Below are 23851 nucleotides of genomic sequence, written 5' to 3'. Positions count from 1 at the left end.
CCCGCCCCGGCGGGCGGCCGCGCGCCCGCCCCCGGGGGCGCGGCGCCCCCCCCCCGGGGGGGGCGGGCGGGCCCCCCCCCCCCCGGGGTTCGGGAAGGGGCGGGGTGGGGAAGGGCTCCGCGCAGCGGCCCCTCCCCCGGCCGCGCCCAGGCCCCCGCCCAGGCCCCCGCCCGGGCCCCCGCCCGGGCCCCCGCCCGCCGGGGCTACAGCTGGCTGCGGTCCCGCTTCGTCAGCCCGTACTTCCCCGCGATGTCGTTCCACAGCGCCGCGGCCGCCTGCTTGGCCTTGGTCGCCTCGCCGCTCGCCCTGTTGCCCGCCCGCGCGTGGTCGGTGCTCCGGGCCTTGCCGCCCTTGCACAGCTTCTTGCTGCCGTCGACCTGCTCCGCCCACTGCGCGTAGTGGGTGTCGGCGGAGGCGGAGGACTTCCACGCCTTGGTGAGCTGTCCGGCGAGCCGCTCGTGGTCGGGGAGCTTGTCGATCTCCAGCTCCTCCAGCCGGGTCACCAGTTCCTCCCGCTGGCGGGCGGCGTCGCGCAGGTCGTCCGCGGCCTGGTCCAGGTTGTCGCAGCCCTTGATGTCCTCGACGGAGCGGATGACGGCCTCGCGGCTGTCGCCGCTGTCCGCGAGGAGCTTGTCGAGTTGGACGGCCTGCGCCTTGGCCGGGTCCACGGGCTTCTCCGCGGGGGCCTCGCTGCTGCCCGCGCGGGGGCTCGCCGAGTCGGACACGGCGGCGGACTGGGTGGGGCTGTTGGAGCCCTTCTCCCCGCCGAGCAGGGCGCCGACGCCCAGGCCGACCACGGCCAGCCCGACGACCCCGGCCGCGATGAGCGCCACCGGCGTCCGCTTGGGACGATCGCCCGGGGCGGGGGCCGGTCCGGCTCCGGGACCGCCCGGGTGGCCGGGGCCCGCGGGGTAGCCGGGTCCGGTGGGGTGCCCGGCCTGCGGCGGGTAGCCGTATCCGCCGCCCTGCGGGTGGTATCCGGCGGGGCCGGGCGGCTGCGGGTAGCCGTAACCGCTCCTCGGGGCGGGGCGCTGCGGGGCGGCCGGGCCGCCGGGGTCCTCGATGCGGGGCATCTGCGCGGTCGATCCGGCTTCGTCGTCCTTGCGGAAGAGTCCGTCGAACTCGGCGGGCGGGCCGGTCGGCGGGCGGACGCCGGCCGGCGGGGTCACCGGGCCCGCGGGCACCGGCGGGATGTACTGGGTCGCCGCCTCCCCCGCGTCCCCGCGGAACGGCGGGATCAGTGCGGTGGCCTCGGCGTCGGAGCCGGTCGGGGCTCCCGTTCCCGGTACGGGGGTCACGGGCCCGCCGGTGCCGGGGACGGGCGGGATCAGCGCGGTCGCCTCGGCGTCGGAGCCGCCCGCGGGGTCCGGCCGGTAGGGCGGGATGAGGGCGGTGGCCTCGGCGTCGGGGGCGGAGCCGGGTCTCGGGCCGCCGGGCACGGGTGGGATCAGGGCCGTGGCCTCGGCGTCGGCTCCGTGCGCCGGCGGGCGCTGCCCGTACGGGTCGTACGGGTCGGACGGAGTCGACGGCCCGGTGAAGCCCTGGGCCCCGGGCCGGGCGTACGGGTCCTGGTAGCTCCCGCCGAAGGAGGCGTCCGTCCCGTACCCGGTTCCGGGGGTCGAGGTGCCGCCGTAGTACTCGGGGCCGGGCTGCGCGCCGGGGGTCGGGGTCTGCCCGGTGCCGTACCCGTACGACGCACCGGACTCCGTGCCGTACGCCCCGCCGTCCGTGCCCGGTCCGGGCTGCCGCCCGAAGCGCACGCCGGTCCCGCCGCCGGTACCGCCGGCCGCGCCGTCGCCGAAGCCACCGGTCCCGCCGCCGGTCCCCTGGTCCGCCCCGAACTCCCCGCCGGGGAAGCCCTGCTGACCACTGCCGTACTGCTGCGCGCCGGAGCCGGACTCGGCGCCGTGGCCGCCCTCGCCGTAGCCGGCGGTCCCGTGCGCCGCGTGCCCGTGCCCGTCGCCGCCGAAGCCGTCGCCGCCGTAGCCCTGGGTGCCGTACCCGGCGCCGCCGGGGCCCGCGCCGTACGCCTGCGGCCCGCCGTAGGAGGGGTCGCCGCCCTGGGCGCCCGCGCCGTCCGTGCCGGTCCAGGAGCCCGGGGCGGGCTGTCCGTACCCGGATCCACCGGTGTGCTGCCCGTAGGGGTCCGTATCGCCCGCGTGGTCCCCGTAGCCCTGCTGCTGCGGATGCGGCTGCGGCGGTACCGGGCCGGGCGTCCGGTCGCCGTCCCAGGCCGGGGCCTCGCCCCAGGGCCGACCGCCCTCGGGGGCGGGCGGCGGCGGCCAGGGGCCGGAACCGTCGGCGGGCAGCACGATGCCCTCACGCGGGGGCTCCGCCGGGTACTGCGGCTCGCCCCCCTGGCCGCTCTGCGTCACCGGGACTCCCTACGTCCTACCTACGGAACCGTCGGTTCACGCTACCGGGTCCTTCTGACGCACTGCCACGCACCCATGATCGAATTCAAGCGGACGCGCCGGAACACACCGGGTGAACTCTCGTACGGGACACCCCCCTGACTCCGTCCGCACCCCCCTGACCAGCGGCGCCGGGGCACCCCGCGGCCCGCCCGGCCACCGGAACGGGCCGCGGGACGGGCCGCGGGACGAGAATCGGCCGACCCGAGCCGCCCGCACCCCACCCCGGAGCCCTCGGCCCCGCCCCGCCGGGGGCCCGCTCAGGCCACCCTCACCTCCAGCCGCGCGGAGAACTCCCGCACCGCGGCCTCCTCCCGGTACGGCTCCAGCCGCTGGCGGAAGTCCTCCAGGTACTCCGCGCCCCGGCTGGTCCGCAGCGTGCCGAGCAGTTCCACGGCCTGCAGGCCGGTCTGGCACGCCTCCTCGACCTCCCGCTGCTGCACCCGGGCCGCGGCCAGCAGCAGCAGACCGATCGCCCGCCGCCGGGCCTTCGTCTCGGGCAGCCCGCGCAGGGCCTCCTCCGCCCGCCGCGCCGCACCCTCGGCCTGCCCCAGGTCCCGGTGGCAGTGCGCCAGTTCGTCCGCGAGGTACGCCTCGCCGAAGTGGCCGATCCACACCGGGTCGTCCCCCGACTCCGGTTCGGCCCGCTCCAGGGCCGACACCGCCCGCCCGGCCAGCACCTGGGTGGCGCGGACGTCGCCCATCAGCGCGTGCCCCCGGGCCTCCGCCGCGAAGAACATGGCCTGCACCCGCGGGGTGACCTGCCCCCGCGCCCCCTCCTGCGCGGCCCGCGCCAACTGCGCGATCTCCCGGGCGTTGCCCAGCTCCGCCGCGAGGTGGCTCATGGAGGCGGCGAGCACGTACCCGCCGTAGGCCCGGTCCCCGGCCGCCTGCGCCAGCCGCAGCGCCTGGATGTAGTAGCGCTGGGCCAGCCCCGGCTGCCCGGTGTCCACGGCCATGTACCCGGCCAGTTCCGTGAGCCGGGCCACCGCCGCGAACAGCGCCCGCCCGACCGGCTCCCGGTAGGAGCCGCCCAGCAGCCCCGACACCACGCTGTTCAGGTAGTGCACCACCACCGGTCGCACGTGCCCGCTGCCGAACCGGTGGTCCAGCTCCACCAGGGCGTCCGTGGTGGCCCGTACGGCCGCCACGTCCGAGGCCCCGACCCGGGAACCGGCGGTACGGGCCACCTGCGGGTCCGCCTGCGTGATCAACCAGTCCCGGCTGGGCTCCACCAGCGCCGAGGCCGCGACGGTGGATCCCGACAGGAAGTCCCGCCGCCCCACGTCGCTGCGCCACAACTCGCAGACCTGCTCGATCGCCCCGAGCACCGTCGGGGAGAACTGGAGCCCCACGCCGGAGGCGAGGTTCTTGCCGTTGGCCATGCCGATCTCGTCGATGGTGACGGTCCGGCCGAGCTTGCGCCCCAGGGCCTCCGCGATGATCCCCGGTGCCCGGCCGCGTGGTTGCTGCCCGCGGAGCCAACGGGCCACCGAGGTCTTGTCGTACCGGAGGTCCAACCCGTGCTCGGCCCCGCACATGTTGACGCGGCGGGCCAACCCGGCGTTGGAACAACCGGCTTCCTGGATGAGGGCCTGAAGCCGTTCGTTGGGCTGACGGGCGACGAGTGGCCTGGCTGCCATGAAGAAACCCCCTGTGGCGGCGGGAGACGCTGCGAACGTGCACGTCATCAATGCCCGGCAGGACTGCGGAGAATGCCTCGCTTGCCCGGAAGGCGTGGTCCTTGTTCCTGCTTGCCGGGGGTTGCCGGGTGTTGTCTGCCGTTGCCGTGTGTGGTCGGATTTGCCGTACGGTCCACCGGAGTCGCTACCCACTCCCCGGATCCCGGCCCCGCGCGCGCCCCCGCCCGTGCACCCGTGCGCCCCGCGTGCAGGATCGATGCAGCGCACATCCCGCGCCCCGCCCGTGGCCCTCCCCGTAACCCCAGGTGACGGGGGGAGTTGTGAAGGACGTGGAAGAGACCATGGGAGTCACGGAAGCCGCACAGATCCCCCAGCAGCGCGGCGAACTACTGCTGGACGCGGCCGTGCGGTACACGGAAGAACGGCACTGGGACGTGTTCCCCGGCACCTGGCTGGAGGCGGATGAGGGCAAGGAGGTCTGCTCCTGCGGGGCGCCCGAGTGCGCCGTCCCGGGCGCCCATCCGACCCGTGACGACTGGGCGGCCCAGGCCACCGGCAGCGCGGTGCAGGTCCGCCGCAGCTGGCAGCGCCAGCCGCAGGCCTCCGTCCTGCTCCCCACCGGTCGCACCTTCGACGCCATCGACGTGCCCGAAACGGCCGGTTTCCTGGCCCTGGCCCGGATGGAACGCTGGGAGCTGACCCTCGGGCCGGTGACGCTCACCCCGGACCGCCGGATGCTCTTCTTCGTCCTGCCCGGCGCCTCCGCCAAGGTCCCCGACCTCGTGCGCAAGCTGGGCTGGGCCCCCTCCTCCATCGACCTGAAGGCGCGCGGCGAGGGCGACTGGGTGGCGGCGCCGCCGACCCGCTACGGGGGCCGCGGGGCCGTGCAGTGGGCCCGCAAGCCCACCCCGGCCAACCGCTGGCTGCCGGACGCCGAGGAGCTCATCAACCCGCTGGCCTACGCCTGCGGCCGGGAGGCGGCCGCGGCCCGCTCCCGCGACGCGTGACCTGACCGGGTCCGCCTCACCCCTTTTGACCTGCCCTTTCGCCTCGTAGGCTGAAATCGACCAACGGGGAACTACGAAAGGTGCGGTACGTGCCTGAGCAGGGTTACGAAGGCGCCGCGGGCGGGACCGCGCCCGGTCCGCCCGCAGCCGTCCGGATCTCGGGGCTGTGGAAGCGGTTCGGCGAGCAGATCGCGGTGTCCGGGATCGATCTGGAGCTGCCCGCGGGCCGGTTCGTCGGGCTCGTCGGACCGAACGGCGCGGGCAAGACCACCACCCTGTCGATGGTGACGGGGCTGCTCCGGCCCGACCAGGGGCGGATCGAGGTCGTCGGGTACGACGTGTGGCGGGACCCGGTCCCGGTGAAGGCGCGGATCGGGGTGCTGCCGGAGGGACTGCGCCTCTTCGAGCGCCTGTCGGGCCGCGAACTGCTCGTGTACGTCGGCCGGTTGCGGGGGCTGCCGGCCGACGAGACCGAGAAGCGGGCCACGCAGCTGCTGGACGTGCTGGACCTGGCCGGTTCGCAGCACAAGCTGGTGGTGGACTACTCGACCGGCATGCGGAAGAAGATCGGCCTGGCCGCGGCCCTGCTGCACAATCCCGAAGTCCTCTTCCTGGACGAGCCGTTCGAGGGCGTGGACCCGGTGTCGGCGCAGATCATCCGTGGGGTGCTGGAACGTTACACCGCCTCGGGCGCCACGGTGGTGTTCTCCTCCCACGTGATGGAGCTGGTGGAGTCCCTCTGCGACTGGGTGGCGGTGATGGCGGCCGGCCGGATCCGGGCGGCGGGCCCGCTGGCCGAGGTGCGCGGTACGGCCCCCTCGCTGCAGAGCGCCTTCCTGGAGCTGGTCGGAGCGCAGGACCGCGGCCAGGGCGACTCCCTGGACTGGCTGGGCGGGGCCCGATGAGCGGGGTGACGGTCGCGGGGCCGGTGGCCCCGGGCGGCGGGACGGGTGCCTCCGGGGGCTCGCTGGTGCCGGTGTTCGTGGGGCTGAAGCTGGCCCTGATGCGGAACGGGTTGAGGCAGTCCGCGAAACGGCGGGTGGCCTACGTGCTGTCGGTGGTGTTCACGCTGCTGTTCGCGGCGGCGCTGACGCTGTCGCTGGTGCTGCTGCGCGGGAACGGCGACGCGGCCACGGTGGTGGTGCTGCTGGCCGGGATGCTGGCGCTGGGCTGGGCGGTGATGCCGCTGTTCTTCCCGAGCGGGGACGAGACGCTGGACCCCTCGCGGCTGGTGATGCTGCCGTTGCGGCCGGGGCCGTTGACCCGGGCCCTGCTGGTGTCCTCGCTGGTGGGGACGGGGCCGCTGTTCACGCTGTCCCTCGCGGTGGGGTCGGCCGTGGCCCTGGCGCGGGGTGCGGGCGGCGCGGTGTTCGCGGTGGCGGCCGTGCCGGTGCTGCTGCTGGGGTGTGTGGTGCTGGCCCGCGCGGTGGCCACGGCGAACGTCCGGCTGCTGAGCAGTCGGAAGGGCCGGGACCTGGCGATCCTGAGCGGTCTGTTCGTGGCCGTCGGGGCGCAGGGGGTGAACTTCGCCTCGCAGCGGCTGGCCCAGCAGGGCGGTCTGGACGTGCTGGAGCCGGTGGTGGCGGTGGTGCGCTGGCTGCCGCCCGCGAGTGCGATGGGCTCGGTGGACGCGGCTTCGGAGGGTTCGTACGGGGTGGCGGCGGCGCAGCTGCTGTTGGCCGTGGCGGGGGTGGCGGGGCTTGCGTGGTCCTGGCAGCGTTCGCTGACCCGGCTGATGGTGAGCCCGGACGGTTCGACGCTGGCGGCGGCCGGTCCGGAGCGGGACCGGCGGGTCTCCGGCCTGTCGCGGCTGCTGCCGGGCGGGCGGACGGGGGCCGTGATGCTGCGGACCCTGCGGTACGTGTGGCGGGACCCGAAGACGAAGTCGGCGTGGGTGACCTCGCTGGCGGTGGGTCTGATCGTGCCGGTGTTCAACGCGCTCCAGGGGACCGGTTCGGTGTACCTGGCCTGTATGGGCGCGGGGATGCTGGGGGTGCAGATGTACAACCAGTTCGGGCAGGACACCTCGGCGTTCTGGATGGTGGCGCAGACCATCGCGGGGCCCGCGGACGCGTACGCGGAGCTGCGGGCGCGGGCGTACGCGCTGGCTCTGGTGACGGTGCCGTACACGCTGCTGGTGGTGGTGGTCACGGCGGCGATGGTCGGGGACTGGGAGAAGCTGCCGGAGGTGCTGGGGCTGTCGCTGGCGCTGCTGGGCGGGATGCTGTGCGCGGGGGCGGTGGGCTCGGCGCGGATGCCGTACTCGATCCCCTCGGAGGGGGCGTTCAAGAACGTGGCCCCGGGGCAGGCCGGGTTGGCCTGGTTGAGCATCCTGGTCGGGCTTCTGGTGGCGGGGCTGGTGTGCGCGCCGGTGATCGTCCTGACCGTGGTGCTGCACGTGAACGGTTCGGGTCTGTTGTGGCTGGTGCTGCCGGTCGGGGCGGTCTGGGGGCTGCTGGCCGCCTGGGCGGGGCTGCGTTCGTCGGCTCCCGTGGTGGCGCGCCGACTGCCGGAGATCCTGGCGGCGGTCAGCAAGGGCTGACCGCCGGGCGGCGGGGTCCGGGCGGACCCCGCCGGGCTCAGACGCGGGCGCCTTCGAGGAAGTCGAGGAGGACCGCCTGCCAGGCGGCCGGCTGGTCGTAGTGGAGGTAGTGGCCCGCGTCGGGGATCTCGGCGTACTCCCCGCGGGGAAGCACGCGGACCATCTCCTGGGCCTCGGCGCGGCCGAGCTCGCCGTCGAGGCCGCGGACGACGAGGGTGGGGCAGCGGACCTGGGCCAGCTCCTCCCAGTGGGCGTCGTGGACCCAGGTCTCGCGGGCGCGGAGCATCTGGCGGCGGGAGAACACCGGCCGCCACCCCTCCGGGCCCTGGGTCATCATCTCGGCGAAGTACTCGCCGCGGGCCGGGCTGGGCCGCTCCAGCCACAGGTCCTGTTCGCCGAAGAAGCGCCGGACCGCCTCGGGCCCGGGGAAGGGCAGGGGCCAGGTGCGGAACCACTCCTCCCAGTGGCGCTGGGAGGCGGCGCCGAGGGCGGAGGCCCGCATGTCCCCGATGACGAGGGCCTGGACCAGGTCGGGGCGACGGGCGGCGAGCTGCCAGCCTGTGAGCGCTCCCATCGAGTGCCCGACGAGGGTGACGGGGCCGACGTCGAGCTGTTCGATGGCGGCGGCGGCGTCGGCGACGAACACCTCGCGGCTGAAGCCGCCGCCGGGCAGTCCGTCGGCGGGGCGGTCGCTGTGGCCGTGGCCGCGTTGGTCGAGGGCGAACATCCGGCGGGGCGGACCGGCGGCGGCGAGGCCGCGGGCGGTGCCGGCCCAGTGCGCGGCGCGGCCCATCAGGCCGTGCAGGAAGAGCACCGGGGAGCAGTGGCCCTCGCGGCCCTCCGGTGCGGGGGCGGCGGGCCCCTCGGGGCCGCTGCGGGCCGCGGGCACCGGAGGTCCGGAGCGGGCGGCCGGGCCCTCAGTGAATTCCCAGGCCGCCAGCCGCAGGCCGCCGGCTCCCGTCAGGTCGAAGCGCCGTACCACGGTGGATGCACCCCCCTTCGATCCCGGCCAGAGTATCGAACCCGCATTCGAAAACCGGGTCCGCCGCGGCAACACCGCTCTTTCGAGTGACCTTGCTCAAGGATTGACGGCCGCTGCCGAGGGGAGATCTTCAACGGGAGGCGGGCCGCTCGGGGAAGACGGTCCGAGGGGATTGACCCTGGGAGCTCGGGGCTCCGGGTCAGCCAAGGGGAGGACGGGTCCCGGCGCCGCAAGGCGCCGGGACCTTCCCGTAAGACCCGGCCGCGCGGGAGACGTACGAAAGCCATCCCGTCCAGCCTGGCACGCACACCGCTCGCAGGTGTGCGATTCCGCCAGAATCACCGACGGCGGCCGGTACGCACCGCTCCCGCGACCCCGCCCACCCGGCGTGCGCGGGCAGACCGCACCGCGCTCCGAGCTCCCGTCGGCACCGCGGGCGGCGCCGACGGCACGAACGATCCGGAAGGGGATCCTCAGCGCTTGGCGACGAACACGTGCGAGGCGATCTCCGCCTCCAGCTCGGCGGCCTCGCCACCGGAGCCCACGAGGATCCCGCCCGGCGAGTCCGTGACGCTGACCACCGCGCCCGGCTGCACCCCGGCCCGCCGCAGCGTGTACATCAGCTGCGCGTCGGTCTGGATGGGCTCGCCGATCCGACGGACGACCACGGTCTTGCCCTCGGCGCCCGGCTGCAGATCGGCCAGGCTGACCATGCCCTCGTCGAGGAACGGGTCCGCCTCGGCCTTCTCGCCCAGCTCCTCCAGGCCCGGGATCGGGTTCCCGTACGGGGACTCGGTGGGGTGGCGCAGCAGCTCCAGCACGCGGCGCTCCACTGCCTCGCTCATCACGTGCTCCCAGCGACACGCCTCGGCGTGGACCTGCTCCCACTCCAGACCGATGACGTCCACGAGGAGACACTCGGCCAGGCGGTGCTTGCGCATCACGCGCGTCGCCAGCCGGCGCCCCTCCTCCGTCAGCTCCAGGTGTCGGTCGGTGGCCACCGCCACCAGACCGTCGCGCTCCATCCGCGCCACCGTCTGGCTGACCGTGGGTCCGCTCTGGTCGAGGCGCTCGGCGATCCGGGCGCGCATCGGGACCACACCCTCCTCCTCCAGCTCCAGGATGGTGCGGAGATACATCTCCGTGGTATCGATCAGTCCGGACATCCGTGCCCCTCAATCCTTGCGCTGGCCCTGTCACCAATTCTGACGCATGCCGCCGACAACCGTCCCGCGCCGCCGCATGCCGGACTTTCCACGGCCCGTCGCGGCGTATTGACAGCCCTATGGTCCAGACCGCACCGTGAGCGGCGACACGGACGCACCCCACCCCTCGGAAGGGTCCTTCGCGCATGAGCGAGAGCAAGTTGGCCGGTCAGTTCTTCGACGCCGCCATCGGACTGCTGCAACGGGTGCGGGACGAGGAGTCCGAGCACATCGCCGCCGCCGGTGAGCTGATCGCCGAGGCCGTGGCCTCGGGGAACCGGCTGTTCGCCTTCGGCGCCGGACACTCCTCCCTCCCCGCCCAGGACGTGGTCTACCGGGCGGGCGGCCTGGCCCTGATGAACTTCCTCGCCGTACCCGGCACCGCCGGGGTGGACGTCATGCCGGCCACGCTCGGCAGCGCCCTGGAGCGGGTGGACGGCCTCGCCGGCGCGGTACTCGACAGCTCCCCCGCGGCCTCCGGCGACGTCCTGGTGATCATCTCCCTGTCCGGGCGGAACGCCCTGCCCGTGGAGATGGCCATGAACGCGCGCGCCCTGGGACTCAAGGTCATCGGCGTGACCTCGGTGGCGTACGCCACCGACACGAGGTCGCGGCACGCGTCCGGATCCTTCCTGAAGGACCACTGCGACCTGGTCCTCGACAGCAAGATCGCCGTCGGGGACGCCGAGCTGACCCTCGACGGCATCGAGGCGCCCTTCGCCCCGGCCTCCACCGTGGTCACCAGCGCGATCATGCAGACCGTGATGGCCGCGGCCGCGGAGGCACTGGTGGGCCGCGGGGTGGAACCGCCGCTGCTGCGCTCCGGGAACGTCGACGGCGGCCACGAGTGGAACGGCCGGGTCATGACCGAGTACCGGGACCGGATCTTCTACCGCCACTAGGCTCCGGCCGCCGGGCCCGCCCCACCCCCGACCCGACGCACTCGATCGCCGCACGGGCTCGGGGTTCGGCTCGTGGCCGGGCGCGGCTTCCCGATCGCCTCAAACGCCGGCGGGGCTGGGGTGCGGCTCGTGGTCGAGTGCGGCTCACCGACGCGCTCACACGCCGCGCGGGCCGGAGGGTGGCCGAGGACGGTCGCAATGCCGGCCCCGCCGGCGCTTGAGGCGGTCTTGGAGCCGCGGGTGGACGCGGACGTCGACCCCCTCCAGCCCCGCCGGCGTTTGAGGCGGAGGACGGGGCGCCCCCGGAAGCGCCTAGCGGCGGAGCGCTTCCGTGAGGTCCAGATCGGCGGCGACCCTCGCGGCGACTTCCTCGGCGTGCATCGCGTCGGGCCGTTCGAAGGGGGGCCGCGCCCCGGCGCGGAGGAAGGTCAGGACCCCGAGGGTCCGCCCCCGGCTCCGCAGCACGGTGCACAGCCCGTGGACGACCCCGGCGGGCCACCCCTCGGGCACCCGCTCGGGTGCGGTGACCCGGACCGAGCCCAGCCGGTCCAGCGCCTGGAGGGCCGGGTGCCCGGAGCCGTACCGCAGCGGCAGGGCTCCGGTGCCGGGCAGTCCGGGGGCCCCGGCGGCCAGGGCGAGACCCTGGGTGCCGGTGCCCGCGACCCCGGCCGGGCCCGCCGTGTCGGCGAGGGGCGGCGAGGCCGTGGCCCGTACGAGTCGGCCCTCCTCCCCCGCGACGAGGTCGACGAGCGCGTGGTCCGCGAATCCGGCGAGGGCGAACTCCAGACGGACGCCCACCGCCTCCTGCGGGCTCTCGCACTCGGCGGCGGCCCGGGCCGCCCGGTGCAGCTGGCTGGTGCGGAACTTCAGCTGGGCGGTGTCCAGCTCCGCCTGCCGGGACTCGGTGATGTCCTGGAACAACCAGCCCACCCCCAGCGGCACCGGCTCCCCGGCCAGCGGGGAGGCCAGCCGCAGGAATCCGGAGCGCAGGCAGCGCCGCCGGACCCCTTCGCCCGTGCGGACGGTGACCCACAGCTCCACCGGGGCGGGCGGCGCCCCTTCGGCGAGGACGTGCGCGAGGGCGCCCTCGACCTCTTCCACGCCCTGCTCGATCAGGTCCCCGAGGGGGCGACCGAGCAGCACCGTGCGGGAGGCGCCCAGGGCGCGGGCGGCGTGGGCGTTGACCAGGGCGGGCCGCAGGTCGACGTCGACGAGGACCACGCCCCAGGAGGCGTCCTCCATCAGGGCCTCGCTGAGGGCGATGGACCGTTCCAGGTCGATCTGGGCGTGCACCTCGCTGAAGGCGCAGTAGACCCCCGCGGGCCGGCCGTCGGCCCCGGGCACCCGGGCGGACTGGGTGCGGACCAGGACCCGCCCGCCGTCCTTGGTCAGCAGGGCGAACTCGTGGACCTGCCGGCCGGGGGCCTCCTGGGCGGCCATCAGTCGGCGGACCACGTCCTCGGCGTCGGCCGGTCTGGCGGCCCAGCCGGCGAAGCCGCGGCGGCCCACGGCCTCGGCGGCCGTCCAGCCGAGGATCCGCTCGGCCTCGCGGTTCCAGTGGGTGACCACGCCCTCCGCGTCGAGCGCGCAGAGGGCCGCGTCCATCCCGTCCAGCAGGGCGGCGAGGAGGTCGTCCTTGGTCTCGCCGGCTCCGGAAGCACTCACCTGGTACCCCCCGCAGGTGTTCGCGTGTGCGGCACGTCAGATCATTCAACTCCAACGTGACCCAGCCCACACCGGGTTCGGGGAAAACGGTCCGCGCCCGCGTTCCGTCCCGTATGGGCCCGGTCGGGGAGCCCGGAAATTAATTGCTTGCGGGGCTTCGGGGGGCGTCCTAACGTGTGGGGCACACGAGAAGGGAGGTGGTTCCGGAAATGTACGGCAACCGGACGCGTGAGGTGACTGCGGGCTGACGCCCGTTCGTCGCACGCACCCAGTGCAGCGCCGACGTCAGCGTCGGCCAATCCCAGCAGTCACCCGACCCGCGGGCTCGCCGGTACGTCCGGCCGGCTCCTCTTACTGCAGAAGAGGACCCGAGCCCGCGGGTCGCCTGCGTTCCCGGCCCCCTCAGGGGCAGAGGCGCTCCACCCGCCACGGGCCGTCCCCGACGCCGCGCGCGGAGCCCTCCCCGGCTTCCCCGCCCGCCCCGCGCACGTACCGCAGCCGGTCGTGCAGCCGGTTCTCGTGGCCCTGCCAGAACTCCACCGTCTCCGGGGTGACCCGGTAGCCGCCCCATTCCGTGGGCACCGGCACCCGCTCGCCCTCGGGGTAGCGGGCGGCCAGCTCGGCGTAGCGGTGGTCCAGCTCCTCCCGGGAGTCGATCACCGAGGACTGGCGGCTGGCCCAGGCGCCCAGCTGGGAGCCGTGCGGGCGGGAGCGGAAGTAGGCGGCGGTCTCGTCCCGGCCGACCCGGGCCGCGGTGCCCGTGACGATCACCTGGCGGGCGATGGGGTGCCAGGGGAAGAGCAGCGAGACGTACGGGTTCCCGGCGATCTCCCGGCCCTTGCGGGATCCGTAGTTCGTGTAGAAGACGAAGCCGCGGGAGTCGAATCCCTTCAGCAGCACCGTGCGGGAGCTGGGGCGGCCGTCGGCGTCCGCGGTGGACACGACCATGGCGTTCGGCTCGAAGAGGTGCGCTTCCGCGGCCTGCCGGAACCAGCGGGCGAACTGGTCCATCGGCTCGGCGTCGAGGCCGTCCTCGGTCACGATCTCGGAGCGGTACTGCTTGCGCATGACGGCGGGGTCAAGGTCCTGGTTCGGCACACCGCCATCCTGCCGCAGCGGACCCCTCCTACCCCGTCCGGGGCCCGCGCACGCCCTGCCGGAGGGGCGGATCCGGTGTGCCGGACGTCACGCTTCCCCGCGCCCGCGCGAAACGACAAAATCTTGGGGCCGAGCCGCGGTGGCCGCCGAAATCCTTCCGGCGCGACCCCGGCCCCGTCCGACGTCCGCCGACGGGACGACGTTCGACGACGGCCGCACGGGGCATGACGGGATGTGACCCCGCTCGGCCGGGCCGATCCGCGAAGCGCGTGGAAGCGTACAAAGATGTACGCACCCGCCCAACTGACGCATGGTCATAGCCGTACCTCGCACTACACAGAGGAGCCGCCTGATGTCCGACTTCGTACCCGGGCTCGAAGGGGTCGTCGCGTTCGAGACGGAGATCGCCGAGCCCGACAAGGAAGGCGGTTCGCTGCGCTACCGGGGCGTCGACATCGAAGACCTGGTCGGCCACGTCTCCTTCGGGAACGTCTGGGGCCTCCTGGTCGACGGTGCCTTCAACCCCGGCCTGCCCGCGGCGGAGCCCTTCCCCATCCCCGTGCACTCCGGGGACATCCGGGTGGACGTGCAGTCCGCCCTCGCCATGCTCGCCCCGGTGTGGGGCCTGAAACCCCTCCTCGACATCGACGAGAAGACCGCCCGCGACGACCTCGCGCGCGCCGCCGTCATGGCCCTCTCCTACGTGGCCCAGTCGGCCCGCGGCCAGGGACTGCCGATGGTGCCGCAGAGCGAGATCGACAAGGCCGAGTCCGTGGTCGAGCGGTTCATGATCCGCTGGCGCGGCGAGCCGGACCCCAAGCACGTCAAGGCCGTGGACGCCTACTGGACCTCGGCGGCCGAGCACGGCATGAACGCCTCCACGTTCACCGCCCGGGTGATCGCCTCCACCGGCGCGGACGTGGCCGCGGCCCTGTCCGGCGCGGTCGGCGCCATGTCGGGCCCGCTGCACGGCGGCGCCCCCTCCCGGGTCCTCGGCATGATCGAGGAGATCGAGCGCACCGGTGACGCCGTCGCCTACGTGAAGAAGGCCCTGGACAAGGGCGAGCGGCTGATGGGCTTCGGGCACCGCGTGTACCGCGCCGAGGACCCGCGCGCCCGGGTGCTCCGCCGCACCGCCAAGGAGCTCGGGGCGCCCCGCTACGAGGTGGCCGAGGCCCTGGAGAAGGCGGCCCTGGAGGAGCTGCACGCGCGGCGCCCCGACCGGGTGCTCGCCACCAACGTCGAGTTCTGGGCGGCCATCACCCTGGACTTCGCCGAGGTCCCGGCGCACATGTTCACCTCGATGTTCACCTGCGCCCGCACGGCCGGCTGGTCGGCGCACATCCTGGAGCAGAAGCGCACCGGCCGGCTGGTCCGCCCCTCGGCCCGCTACATCGGTCCGGGCTCCCGGGACCCGCGCGAGATCGGCGGCTACACCGACATCACCGACATCAGCGGGGCCGGCACGCGGGGCTGAGCCCCGGCCCGGTCGCCGCCGGGTCGTCCTCCGGAGCGCGTCCGTCCCCTCGGGGGCGGGCGCGCTCCGGCGTCTCAGGGGCGGTCGGGGTCCCGGGGGCCGTCCAGGGCGGTGTCCAGGAGCCGGGACCACTGGGCGAGGACCCGGGCCCGCCGGGCCGCGTCGTCGGTGAGGATGTTGGCCAGGCCCAGGCCCCGGGCCATGTCGAGCAGGCCCTGCACGGTCTCGCGGACCCCCGGCACGGACTCGTCGGCGCCCAGCAGCTCCACGGCGATCCGGTGGCTCTCGCGGCCGACCCGGGCCTCCAGCTCGGTGACGCGGGGGCGCAGCTGCTCTTCGTTGGAGGCGGCCACCCACAGCTGGAGGGCGGCCCGGAAGAGGTTCCCGGTGTACAGGTCCACGAGGGCTCCGACCACGGCGGGGCGGGCGGCGGGGCCGTCGGGGAAGAGGCCGCGGAGGGCGGCGGAGCGTTCCTCGGCCACGTACTCGACGGCGGCGGTGAAGAGGTCCTCGCGGGTGGGGAAGTGGTGTTGGGCGGCGCCGCGGGAGACGCCGGCGCGTTCGGCGACCACCGAGACGGTGGAGCCGGCCCAGCCGTGTTCGGCGAGGCAGGCCACGGCGGCCTCCAAGAGGCGCTGTCGGGTGACCCGGCTGCGGTCCTGTTTGGGCTCCTTGGTCTCCCGGCTCACGAGCGCCACGACGGCTCCCGGCGCTCCAGGCGGGCGGTGATGCCCTCGCGGGCCTCGTCGGAGGCGAAGAGCCGGGCCGAGAGGGCGGTGAGGCGGGCCCCGTCGCGGGCGAGGGCCTCCCGCACGGGGGCGGCGACCAGCCGCTTGGACTCGGCGAGGCCCTGCGGGGAGGCGGCGCGGAGCCCGGCGAGGACGGGGGCGAGGACGACGTCCACCGGGTCGGTGCCCTCACCGGGGCGGTCCGCTTCGGCGTGCAGGGTGAGCAGGCCGATCCGGGTGGCCTCGGCGGGGCCGAAGGTCTCGGCGGTGAGGAAGTAGCGGGCGGCGGCGCGCGGGTCGAGGCGGGGCAGCAGCGGGGCCGAGATGACGGCGGGGGCCAGTCCGAGGTGGGACTCGGTGAAGGCGAAGGTGGCGCCGGGGCCGGCGGCCGCGATGTCGCAGACCCCGAGGAGGCCCAGGCCGCCGGCGCGGACGTGTCCGGTGACGCGGGCCACGACGGGCTTGGAGAGGGCGGCGATCCCGTCGAGGAGGGCGAGGAAGTCCTCGGGCGGGGCCGGGGACTTGAGGTCGGCGCCCGCGCAGAAGGTGCCGCCGGTGTGGGTGAGGACCACGGCCCGGACCGCGGGGTCGGCGTCGGCGTCGGCCAGGGCGGCCCGGAGGGCGGTGACCAGCGCGGCGGAGAGCGCGTTGCGGCGGGCGGGCGCGTCGAGGGTGAGGGTGGCGGTGCCGTCCGCGTGCACGGCGGTCACCGGGGTCCCGTCGGTGGTCACGGCCGCTCCTTTCGTTGCGGTCTGGGGTTCCGGGCGGCGGCCGCGGTGGGGCGGCCGCCGTCCGGAGGGGTCCGGCGGGTGCCGGGGCGGTACGGAGGTGGTGCGGTGACGCGGTACGACTAGTAGGACTTTGGCAGGCCGAGGGTCTGGTGCGAGACGAAGTTGAGGATCATCTCGCGGCTGACCGGGGCGATCCGGGCCACCCGGGCGGCGGTGACCAGGGCGGCGAGTCCGTACTCGCGGGTGAGGCCGTTGCCGCCGAGGGTGTGCACCGACTGGTCCACGGCCCGTACGCAGGCTTCACCGGCAGCGTACTTGGCCATGTTGGCGGCCTCGCCCGCGGCCATGTCGTCCCCGAGGTCGTAGAGGGCGGCGGCCTTCTGCATCATCAGCCGGGCCAGTTCGAGGTCGATGTGGGCCTGGGCGAGGGGGTGGGCCACGGCCTGGTGGGCGCCGATGGGCTCCTTCCAGACCTGCCGGGTCTTGGCGTACTCCACGGCGCGGGAGAGGGCGTAGCGGCCCATGCCGATGGCGAAGGCGGCGGTCATGACCCGTTCGGGGTTGAGTCCGGCGAAGAGCTGGAGGAGGCCCGCGTCCTCGTCGCCGACCAGGGCGGCGGCGGGCAGCCGCACCTCGTCGAGGACCAGCTCGAACTGCTTCTCGGCGGCCTGGAGTTCCATCTCGATGTACGAGCGGGAGAAGCCGGGGGTCTCGCGGGGGACGATGAACAGGCAGGGCTTGAGGCGGCCGGTGCGGGCGTCCTCGGTGCGGCCGACGATCAGGGTGGCGTCGGCGATGTCCACTCCGGAGACGAAGACCTTCCGGCCGGTGAGCACCCAGTCCTCGCCGTCGCGGCGGGCGGTGGTGGTGATCCGGTGAGAGTTGGATCCGGCGTCGGGTTCGGTGATGCCGAAGGCCATGGTGAGGCTGCCGTCGGCGAGGCCGGGGAGCCAGGTGCGGCGCTGTTCCTCGGTGCCGAAGCGGGCGATGACGGTGCCGCAGATGGCGGGCGAGACGACCATCATGAGGAGGGGGCAGCCGGCGGCGCCGAGTTCTTCGAGGACGATCGAGAGTTCGGCGATGCCGCCGCCCCCGCCGCCGTACTCCTCGGGCAGGTTCACGCCGAGGTAGCCGAGTTTGGCGGCCTCGGACCAGAGTTCCTCGGGTCGGCCTCCCTCGCGGGCGGTGCGGGCCAGGTACTCGCGGCCGTAGCGCTTGCCGAGGGTGGCGACGGCGGTGCGCAGGGCGCGGTGCTCATCGGTTTCGACGGTGGGGGCGGAGCTCATGACGGCGTTTCCTCCTGGACTACGGCGAGCAGGGCGCCGACCTCGACCTGGTGGCCGGGGGCGGCGTGGAGCGCGGTGAGCGTGCCGGAGGCGGGTGCGAGGACGCGGTGTTCCATCTTCATCGCCTCCAGCCAGAGCAGGGGTTGGCCGGCGGTGACGGCGCTGCCGGGGGCGAGGCCCTCGGCGAGGCGGACGACGGTGCCGGGCATGGGGGCGAGCAGGGAGCCGGGGGCCGTGCGGTCCTGGGGGTCGGTGAAGCGGGGGACCCGGGTGAGGGTGACGGCGCCGAGGGAGGAGTCCACGTACACCTCGGGGGCGTCGGGGTCCTGTTTCACGTGAAACGTCCGCTGGACTCCCTCGGATTCGAGGAGGACGCGGTCGGGGCCGGCGGCGAGGACGCGGACGCCGGGGTGGTCGACGGGTTCGGGCGGGCCCTGGCGGGTGGGGCGGTACCGGACCTCGTGGGTGTCCTCCCCGTGCCGGTAGGCGCGCCGTTGGGGTGCGGAGGGGAGGTTCCGCCAGCCGCCCAGGCGGCGGGGCAGCGGTCCCGCCGGGTCGGGGGCGGCTTCGGCGAGGGCGGCGGCGAGGGCGGCCAGGGGGACGTGCGCGGTCTCCGGGCCGGGGGCGGTGAGCTCGTCGAGCAGGCGGTCGTAGAAGTCGGTTCCGAGACGGGCGGCTTCGAACTCGGGGTGGCGCAGGGAGCGGACGAGCAGGTCGCGGTTGGTGGTGAGGCCGTGGATGCGGGTGCGAGCCAGGGCGCGGGCGAGGGCGCGGACGGCCTCGGCGCGGGTGGGCGCGTGGGCGGTGAGTTTGGCGAGGAGGGGGTCGTAGTGGACGCCGACCCGGTCGCCGGAGGTGAAGCCGGTGTCGAGGCGGACGGAGTCGGGGACGTCGAGGGTGTGCAGGGTGCCGGTCTGCGGGCGCCAGTCGTGGCGGGGGTCCTCGGCGTAGAGGCGGGCTTCGACGGCGTGTCCGGTGGGCTCCGGCGGGTGCGGGGGCAGGGCGGCGCCCTCGGCGACGCGGAGCTGCCAGGCGACGAGGTCGAGGCCGTACACGGCTTCGGTGACGGGGTGTTCCACCTGGAGGCGGGTGTTCATCTCCAGGAAGTGGGGGCGGCCGTCGGGGGTGAGGAGGAACTCCACGGTGCCGGCGCCTTCGTAGGAGACGGCCCGGGCGGCCGCGGTGGCGGCCTGGTGGAGGGTGGCGCGCAGGGCGGGGGGCAGGCCGGGGGCGGGGGCCTCCTCGATGACCTTCTGGTGGCGGCGTTGGAGGGAGCAGTCGCGGGTGCCGAGGGCCCATACGGTGCCGTGGGTGTCGGCGAGGACCTGGACCTCGACGTGCCGGCCGTGGGTGACGTAGGGCTCGGCGAAGACCTCGCCGTCCCCGAAGGCGGCGGCGGCTTCGGCGCGGGCGGCGGCGAGTTCCGCGGGGAGTTCGTCGAGACGGCGGACCACCCGCATGCCGCGGCCGCCGCCGCCCGCGGCCGCCTTGAGCAGGAGGGGCAGGTCGGCGGGGGTGGCGCGGGCGGGGTCGACGGGTTCGAGGAGGGGGACTCCGGCGGCCCGCATGAGGTCCTTGGCGCGGGTCTTGGAGGCCATGGCCTCGATGGCGGCGGGGGGCGGGCCGATCCAGTGGAGTCCGGCGTCGAGGACGGCGCGGGCGAAGGCCGGGTTCTCGGAGAGGAAGCCGTAGCCGGGGTGGACGGCGTCGGCTCCGGCGGCGAGGGCGGCCTTCACGAGGAGGTCGCCGCGCAGGTAGGTGTCGGCGGGGGCGGCTCCGGGGAGGCGGACGGCGGCGTCGGCCTCGCGGACGTGCAGGGCCTCGGCGTCGGGGTCGGCGTACACGGCGACGGTGTCGAGGCCGAGGGCGCGGGCCGTGCGGAAGATCCGTACGGCGATCTCCCCGCGGTTGGCCACGAGGAGGGAGCGGATCCCGCCGGGGCGGCCGGCGGGGGCGGGGGTCGTTTCGGTCACGGCTCTCACATCCGGAAGACGCCGAAGCCGCCACGGGCGCCCTCGACGGGGGCGTTGTGGACGGCCGCCAGGCACAGGCCGAGGACGGTGCGGGTGTCGCGGGGGTCGATGATGCCGTCGTCGTAGATCCGGCCGGAGAGGAACACCGGCAGGGATTCGGCTTCGACCTGCTGTTCCACCAGGGCGCGGAGGCCGGCGTCAGCCTCCTCGTCGTAGGGCAGGCCCTTGGCGGCGGCGGACTGGCGGGCGACGATCGAGAGGACGCCGGCGAGTTGTTGGGGGCCCATGACGGCGGATTTGGCGCTGGGCCAGGCGAAGAGGAAGCGGGGGTCGTAGGCCCGGCCGCACATGCCGTAGTGCCCGGCGCCGTAGGAGGCGCCGATCAGGACGGAGAGGTGGGGGACCCGGGAGTTGGAGACGGCGTTGATCATCATGGCGCCGTGTTTGACGATGCCGCCCTGTTCGTAGGCGCGGCCGACCATGTAGCCCGTGGTGTTGTGGAGGAAGAGCAGGGGGATGTCCCGCTGGTTGGCGAGCTGGATGAACTGGGCGGCCTTCTGGGATTCGGGGCTGAAGAGGACGCCCTGGGCGTTGGCGAGGATGCCGATGGGGTAGCCGTGCAGGCTCGCCCAGCCGGTGACGAGGCTGGGGCCGTAGAGGGGCTTGAACTCGTCGAACTCGGAGGCGTCGACGATGCGGGCGATGACCTCGCGGGGGTCGAAGGGGGTCTTGAGGTCGGCGGGCACGATCCCGAGGAGTTCCTCGGGATCGTGGAGGGGTGCGGGGGCGGGGGCCGGTTCGGGGGTGGCCCGGCGGTGGTTGAGGCGGGCGACGATGCGCCGGGCCTGCCGGATGGCGTCCTGTTCGTCGAGGGCGAGGTGGTCGGCGAGGCCGGAGGTGCGGGCGTGCATCTCGGCGCCGCCGAGGGATTCGTCGTCGCTCTCCTCGCCGGTGGCCATCTTGACCAGGGGCGGGCCGCCGAGGAACACCTTGGAGCGTTCCTTGATCATGACGGTGTGGTCGGACATGCCGGGGATGTAGGCCCCGCCGGCGGTGGAGTTGCCGAAGACCACGGCGACGGTCGGGATGCCGGCGGCGGAGAGCCGGGTGAGGTCGCGGAAGATCGCCCCGCCGGGGATGAAGATCTCCTTCTGGGAGGCCAGGTCGGCGCCGCCGGATTCCACAAGGCTGATCACGGGGAGCCGGTTGGCGAAGGCAATCTCGTTGGCGCGCAGGGCCTTCTTGAGGGTCCAGGGGTTGGAGGCGCCGCCCCGGACGGTGGGGTCGTTGGCGGTGATCAGGCAGGTGGTGCCGGAGACCGTGCCGATGCCGGTGATCATGGAGGCGCCGACGGGGTGGTCGCTGCCCCAGGCGGCGAGCGGGGACAGCTCCAGGAAGGGCGTGTCCGGGTCGAGGAGGAGTTCGACGCGTTCCCGGGCGAGGAGCTTGCCGCGGGAGCGGTGCCGGTCGGTGTACTTGGGGCCGCCGCCCGCGAGGGCCTTGGCGTGTTCGGCGGCGAGGGAGTCCAGGCGTTCGAGCGCGGTGGCGCGGTGGGCGCGGTACGCGGGGTCCTGGGGGTCGGTCAGGGTGCCGAGCCGGGTCACCGGCGCACCTCCGGGGGCAGGAGTCGGACGGGGACGTCGGCGTGCCGGGAGCGGAACCACTCCCCCAGGGCCTTGGCCTGGGGGTCGAACCGGTGCTGCGCGGCCACGCCGTCGCCGAGCAGTCCGTGGATCTCGAAGTTGAGGGCGCGCAGGTTGGGCAGCCGGTGGCGGGTGACGGCCAGGGGGCCGATCTCGGGGAGCAGGGCGCGCAGCGCCTCGGTGGTGAGGGCGTGGTCGGCCCAGTGCCAGATCTCGTCGGTGGGGGCCCACACGCCGAGGTTGGCGTCGCCGCCCTTGTCCCCGCTGCGTGCGCCGAGGAGCCGGCCGAGGGGGACCCGGCGGACGGGCCCGTCGGTGGAGTCGGGGGCGGGGGACGGTGCGGCGTCGGGGTCGCTCGGGGCGGCGGCGACGGTCGGGGCGGCGGGCGCCGGGTCCGTGGCGGCGGTCCGTTCCGGTGCGGGCACCGGGACACGGGTCCCGTCGTCGAGGACCGCCGTGTGCGGCACCTCGGCGGCCGGTACGTACTCCGCCGCGAAGACCCCGTAGGGCTGGGCGGGGCCGGGCGGGGCGGTGACGTGGAAGCCAGGGTAGCCGGCCAGGGCCAGTTCGATGCCCGCGGCCGTGAAGGAGCGGCCGACGGCCTCGGCGGAGCGGTCGCGGACGGTGAGCCGGAGCAGGGCGCTCGCGGTCTCCTCCGTGTCGGCGTCCTCGTGGTCGGTGCGGGCCAGGGTCCAGCGGGCCTCCGCGATCCCGGCCAGGGCCGGGGCGAGTTGGGCGCGGACCAGGGCGGCCTTTTCGGGGACGTCGAGGCCGGTGAGCACGAACACGGTCTCGTTGCGCCAGCCGCCGATCCGGGTGACGCCCACCTTGAGGGTGTCGGGCGGTGCCTCGCCGCGGGTGCCGTGCAGCCGGACCCGGTCGGGGCCCTCCTGGGTGAGGCGCAGGGTGTCCAGGCGGGCGGTGACGTCGGGGCCGGCGTAGCGGGGGCCCTGGGTCTCGTAGAGGAGCTGGGCGGTGACGGTGCCGGTGGTGACGAAGCCGCCGGTGCCGGGGTGCTTGGTGATGACGGCGGAGCCGTCGGCGGCGATCTCGGCCAGCGGGAAGCCGGGCCGGAGGGCGGCGTCCCCGTGCTCGCGGAAGAAGGCGTAGTTGCCGCCGGTGGCCTGGGTGCCGCATTCGAGGACGTGGCCGGCGGCGACGGCGCCGGCGAGCGGGTCCCAGGCGTCGGGGGCCCAGTCGAACCACCAGGCGGCGGACCCGCTGACCAGGGCGGCGTCGGTGGTGCGGCCGGTGACGACCACGTCGGCGCCGGCGTGCAGGCAGGCGGTGATCCCGGCGCCGCCCAGGTAGGCGTTGGCGGTGAGGGCGCCCGCGGGGCCGAAGCGGGGCAGCAGGTCGTCGCCCTCCACGTGCGCCACGGAGACCGTCAGTCCGGCCTTGGCGGCGAGGGCGCGGACGGCGGTGGCCAGTCCGGCCGGGTTGAGGCCGCCGGCGTTGGTGACGATCCGCACCCCGCGTTCCAGGGCCGTGCCGAGGGTGTCCTCCAGCTGCCGCAGGAAGGTCTTGGCGTAGCCGAGGCCCGGGTCCTTGAGGCGGTCCCGGCCGAGGATGAGCAGGGTGAGTTCGGCGAGGTAGTCGCCGGTGAGGACGTCGAGGGGGCCGTCCTCCAGCATCTCGCGGAGGGCGGAGGCGCGGTCCCCGTAGAAGCCGGAGGCGTTGCCGACGCGCAGCGGGCGGCTCCCGCGGTCCGCGGGCCGGGACCGGCCGGCGCCGCCGGTCACCGGCCCTCCCCGCGGGGGGCGCGGCCGGGGCCGGGCGGGCCGGCGAAGGCCTGGGCGAGGTCCAACCAGCGCTCGGCGTCCGGGCCTTCGGCGCGCAGGGCCAGGTCGGCGCGGTGCGCCCGCCGGGTCACCAGCAGGCAGAAGTCGAGGGCGGGGCCCGTGACCCGTTGGGCGGCCTCGGGGGGCCCGAAGGTCCAGAGCCCGGCCGGGGCGCCCGTGGGGGCGGTCAGCTCCACCCGGAACTCCTCCCGGGGGGCGGGCAGTCCGTTGACCTGGTGGGCGTAGTCGCGGGTGCGGACGCCGATCCGGGCCACGTGCCGCAGCCGCGCGGTGGGCTCCCGGCGGACGCCGAGGGCGTCGGCGAGGTCCTGGCCGTGCGCCCAGGTCTCCATGAGCCGGGCCCCGGCCATCGAGGCGGCCTTCATCGGGGGTCCGTACCAGGGGAAGCGGTCGGCCGGTGAGGCCGCGGCGAGGGCGGCGTCCAGGGCGAGGCGACCGGTGCGCCAGCGGTCCAGGAGCGCTGCGGGCGGCAGCAGGGCGCCCTCGGCCGCGCCCGCGTCCACGAAGCCGTCGGGGTCGGCGAGGGCCTTTCCCACCTCGCCGGCGAAGGCGGCGGGGTCGGTGAGCGCCAGCAGCGCGGCCCGGTCGGTCCAGGCGAGGTGCGCGATCTGGTGGGCCACGCTCCACCCGGGGGCCGGGGTGGGCCGCGCCCAGTCCGCGCCCGGGATCCCGGCGACGAGGACTTCGAGCTCCCGGCCCTCCTCGGTCAGGTCGGCGCGGACCGCGGCCCCGGGGTCGCTCCCGGAAGCCGGG

The 23851-nt window shown here is 75.1% G+C and carries 18 protein-coding genes; 5 read left to right on the top strand and 13 right to left on the bottom strand.

What is annotated here, in order from left to right:
* Positions 1–203: 203 nt before the first annotated feature.
* Together ABTZ17_RS16225 and ABTZ17_RS16220 are read right to left on the bottom strand one after the other, a co-directional pair.
* Positions 204–2375 carry a hypothetical protein gene (locus tag ABTZ17_RS16225; protein WP_352196259.1) on the bottom strand — a complete coding sequence of 724 codons (2172 nt, stop codon included), beginning with the start codon at positions 2373–2375 and terminating at the stop codon, positions 204–206.
* A 299-nt stretch (positions 2376–2674) separates the two neighbouring features.
* Positions 2675–4057, bottom strand: a complete 1383-nt coding sequence (locus tag ABTZ17_RS16220) for an NsdA family TPR-like regulatory protein (protein WP_352196258.1) — start codon at positions 4055–4057, stop codon at positions 2675–2677.
* 341 nt (positions 4058–4398) lie between these two features.
* Here ABTZ17_RS16220 and ABTZ17_RS16215 point away from each other — a divergent pair, with 341 nt between their 5' ends.
* From ABTZ17_RS16215 to ABTZ17_RS16205, 3 genes are all read left to right on the top strand, one after another.
* Complete coding sequence (locus tag ABTZ17_RS16215; protein WP_502994696.1) at positions 4399–5064, top strand: bifunctional DNA primase/polymerase; 666 nt, start codon at positions 4399–4401, stop codon at positions 5062–5064.
* 89 nt (positions 5065–5153) lie between these two features.
* Positions 5154–5969, top strand: coding sequence for an ABC transporter ATP-binding protein (locus ABTZ17_RS16210; RefSeq protein WP_352196256.1), 816 nt, complete (start codon positions 5154–5156; stop codon positions 5967–5969).
* Positions 5966–7606, top strand: coding sequence for a transporter (locus ABTZ17_RS16205; RefSeq protein WP_352196255.1), 1641 nt, complete (start codon positions 5966–5968; stop codon positions 7604–7606). Before ABTZ17_RS16210 ends, ABTZ17_RS16205 begins: the two co-directional genes overlap by 4 nt.
* 37 nt (positions 7607–7643) lie before the next feature.
* Here the strand turns inward: ABTZ17_RS16205 and ABTZ17_RS16200 are convergent, their stop codons facing one another.
* Both ABTZ17_RS16200 and ABTZ17_RS16195 read right to left on the bottom strand, forming a co-directional pair.
* On the bottom strand, positions 7644–8588 hold the full coding sequence (locus ABTZ17_RS16200) for an alpha/beta fold hydrolase (protein WP_352196254.1): 945 nt from the start codon (positions 8586–8588) through the stop codon (positions 7644–7646).
* A 473-nt stretch (positions 8589–9061) separates the two neighbouring features.
* On the bottom strand, positions 9062–9754 hold the full coding sequence (locus ABTZ17_RS16195) for an iron-dependent transcriptional repressor DtxR (protein WP_352196253.1): 693 nt from the start codon (positions 9752–9754) through the stop codon (positions 9062–9064).
* A 185-nt stretch (positions 9755–9939) separates the two neighbouring features.
* On the opposite strand from ABTZ17_RS16195, the gene ABTZ17_RS16190 reads away from it, so the two are divergent.
* Positions 9940–10695, top strand: coding sequence for an SIS domain-containing protein (locus tag ABTZ17_RS16190; RefSeq protein WP_352196252.1), 756 nt, complete (start codon positions 9940–9942; stop codon positions 10693–10695).
* Between the two features lie 312 nt (positions 10696–11007).
* Here the strand turns inward: ABTZ17_RS16190 and ABTZ17_RS16185 are convergent, their stop codons facing one another.
* Entirely contained in the window at positions 11008–12360 is a 1353-nt protein-coding gene (locus ABTZ17_RS16185) for a PAS domain-containing protein (RefSeq protein WP_352196251.1), read from the bottom strand.
* A gap of 402 nt (positions 12361–12762) precedes the next feature.
* The gene (gene pdxH / locus ABTZ17_RS16180) at positions 12763–13428 is read right to left on the bottom strand and encodes a pyridoxamine 5'-phosphate oxidase (protein ID WP_352196262.1); all 666 of its coding nucleotides are present in this window, start codon (positions 13426–13428) and stop codon (positions 12763–12765) included.
* 382 nt (positions 13429–13810) lie between these two features.
* Between pdxH and ABTZ17_RS16175 the strand changes: the two genes are divergently transcribed.
* Positions 13811–14935: a citrate synthase 2 gene (locus tag ABTZ17_RS16175; protein ID WP_352196250.1), complete on the top strand. Its 1125-nt coding sequence runs from the start codon at positions 13811–13813 to the stop codon at positions 14933–14935.
* A 74-nt stretch (positions 14936–15009) separates the two neighbouring features.
* On the opposite strand, the gene ABTZ17_RS16170 is transcribed toward ABTZ17_RS16175, so the two are convergent.
* The 7 genes from ABTZ17_RS16170 to ABTZ17_RS16140 form a co-directional block, all read right to left on the bottom strand.
* Positions 15010–15633, bottom strand: a complete 624-nt coding sequence (locus tag ABTZ17_RS16170; RefSeq protein ID WP_352196249.1) for a TetR/AcrR family transcriptional regulator — start codon at positions 15631–15633, stop codon at positions 15010–15012.
* Positions 15621–16394 (bottom strand): enoyl-CoA hydratase family protein, encoded by a 774-nt coding sequence (locus ABTZ17_RS16165; protein WP_352196248.1) that lies wholly within the window; start codon positions 16392–16394, stop codon positions 15621–15623. The genes ABTZ17_RS16170 and ABTZ17_RS16165 overlap by 13 nt, the downstream gene beginning before the upstream one ends.
* 119 nt (positions 16395–16513) lie before the next feature.
* Positions 16514–17680: an acyl-CoA dehydrogenase family protein gene (locus tag ABTZ17_RS16160; RefSeq protein WP_352196247.1), complete on the bottom strand. Its 1167-nt coding sequence runs from the start codon at positions 17678–17680 to the stop codon at positions 16514–16516.
* On the bottom strand, positions 17677–19653 hold the full coding sequence (locus ABTZ17_RS16155; RefSeq protein WP_352196246.1) for an ATP-binding protein: 1977 nt from the start codon (positions 19651–19653) through the stop codon (positions 17677–17679). Before ABTZ17_RS16155 ends, ABTZ17_RS16160 begins: the two co-directional genes overlap by 4 nt.
* Positions 19654–19658: 5 nt before the next feature.
* Positions 19659–21257 carry an acyl-CoA carboxylase subunit beta gene (locus tag ABTZ17_RS16150; RefSeq protein WP_502994695.1) on the bottom strand — a complete coding sequence of 533 codons (1599 nt, stop codon included), beginning with the start codon at positions 21255–21257 and terminating at the stop codon, positions 19659–19661.
* Positions 21254–22930, bottom strand: coding sequence for an acyclic terpene utilization AtuA family protein (locus ABTZ17_RS16145; protein ID WP_352196260.1), 1677 nt, complete (start codon positions 22928–22930; stop codon positions 21254–21256). Before ABTZ17_RS16145 ends, ABTZ17_RS16150 begins: the two co-directional genes overlap by 4 nt.
* Positions 22931–23034: 104 nt before the next feature.
* A complete protein-coding gene (locus tag ABTZ17_RS16140) occupies positions 23035–23808 on the bottom strand; it encodes a TIGR03084 family metal-binding protein (RefSeq protein WP_502994697.1) in 774 nt (257 codons plus the stop codon).
* Positions 23809–23851: the final 43 nt, after the last annotated feature.

It is taken from the genome of Streptomyces sp. NPDC097619, from assembly GCF_040302735.1.
Classification (GTDB): domain Bacteria; phylum Actinomycetota; class Actinomycetes; order Streptomycetales; family Streptomycetaceae; genus Streptomyces.
Note: the sequence above shows the minus strand (reverse complement) of the source record. Positions and strands in the feature narration are given on the sequence as shown.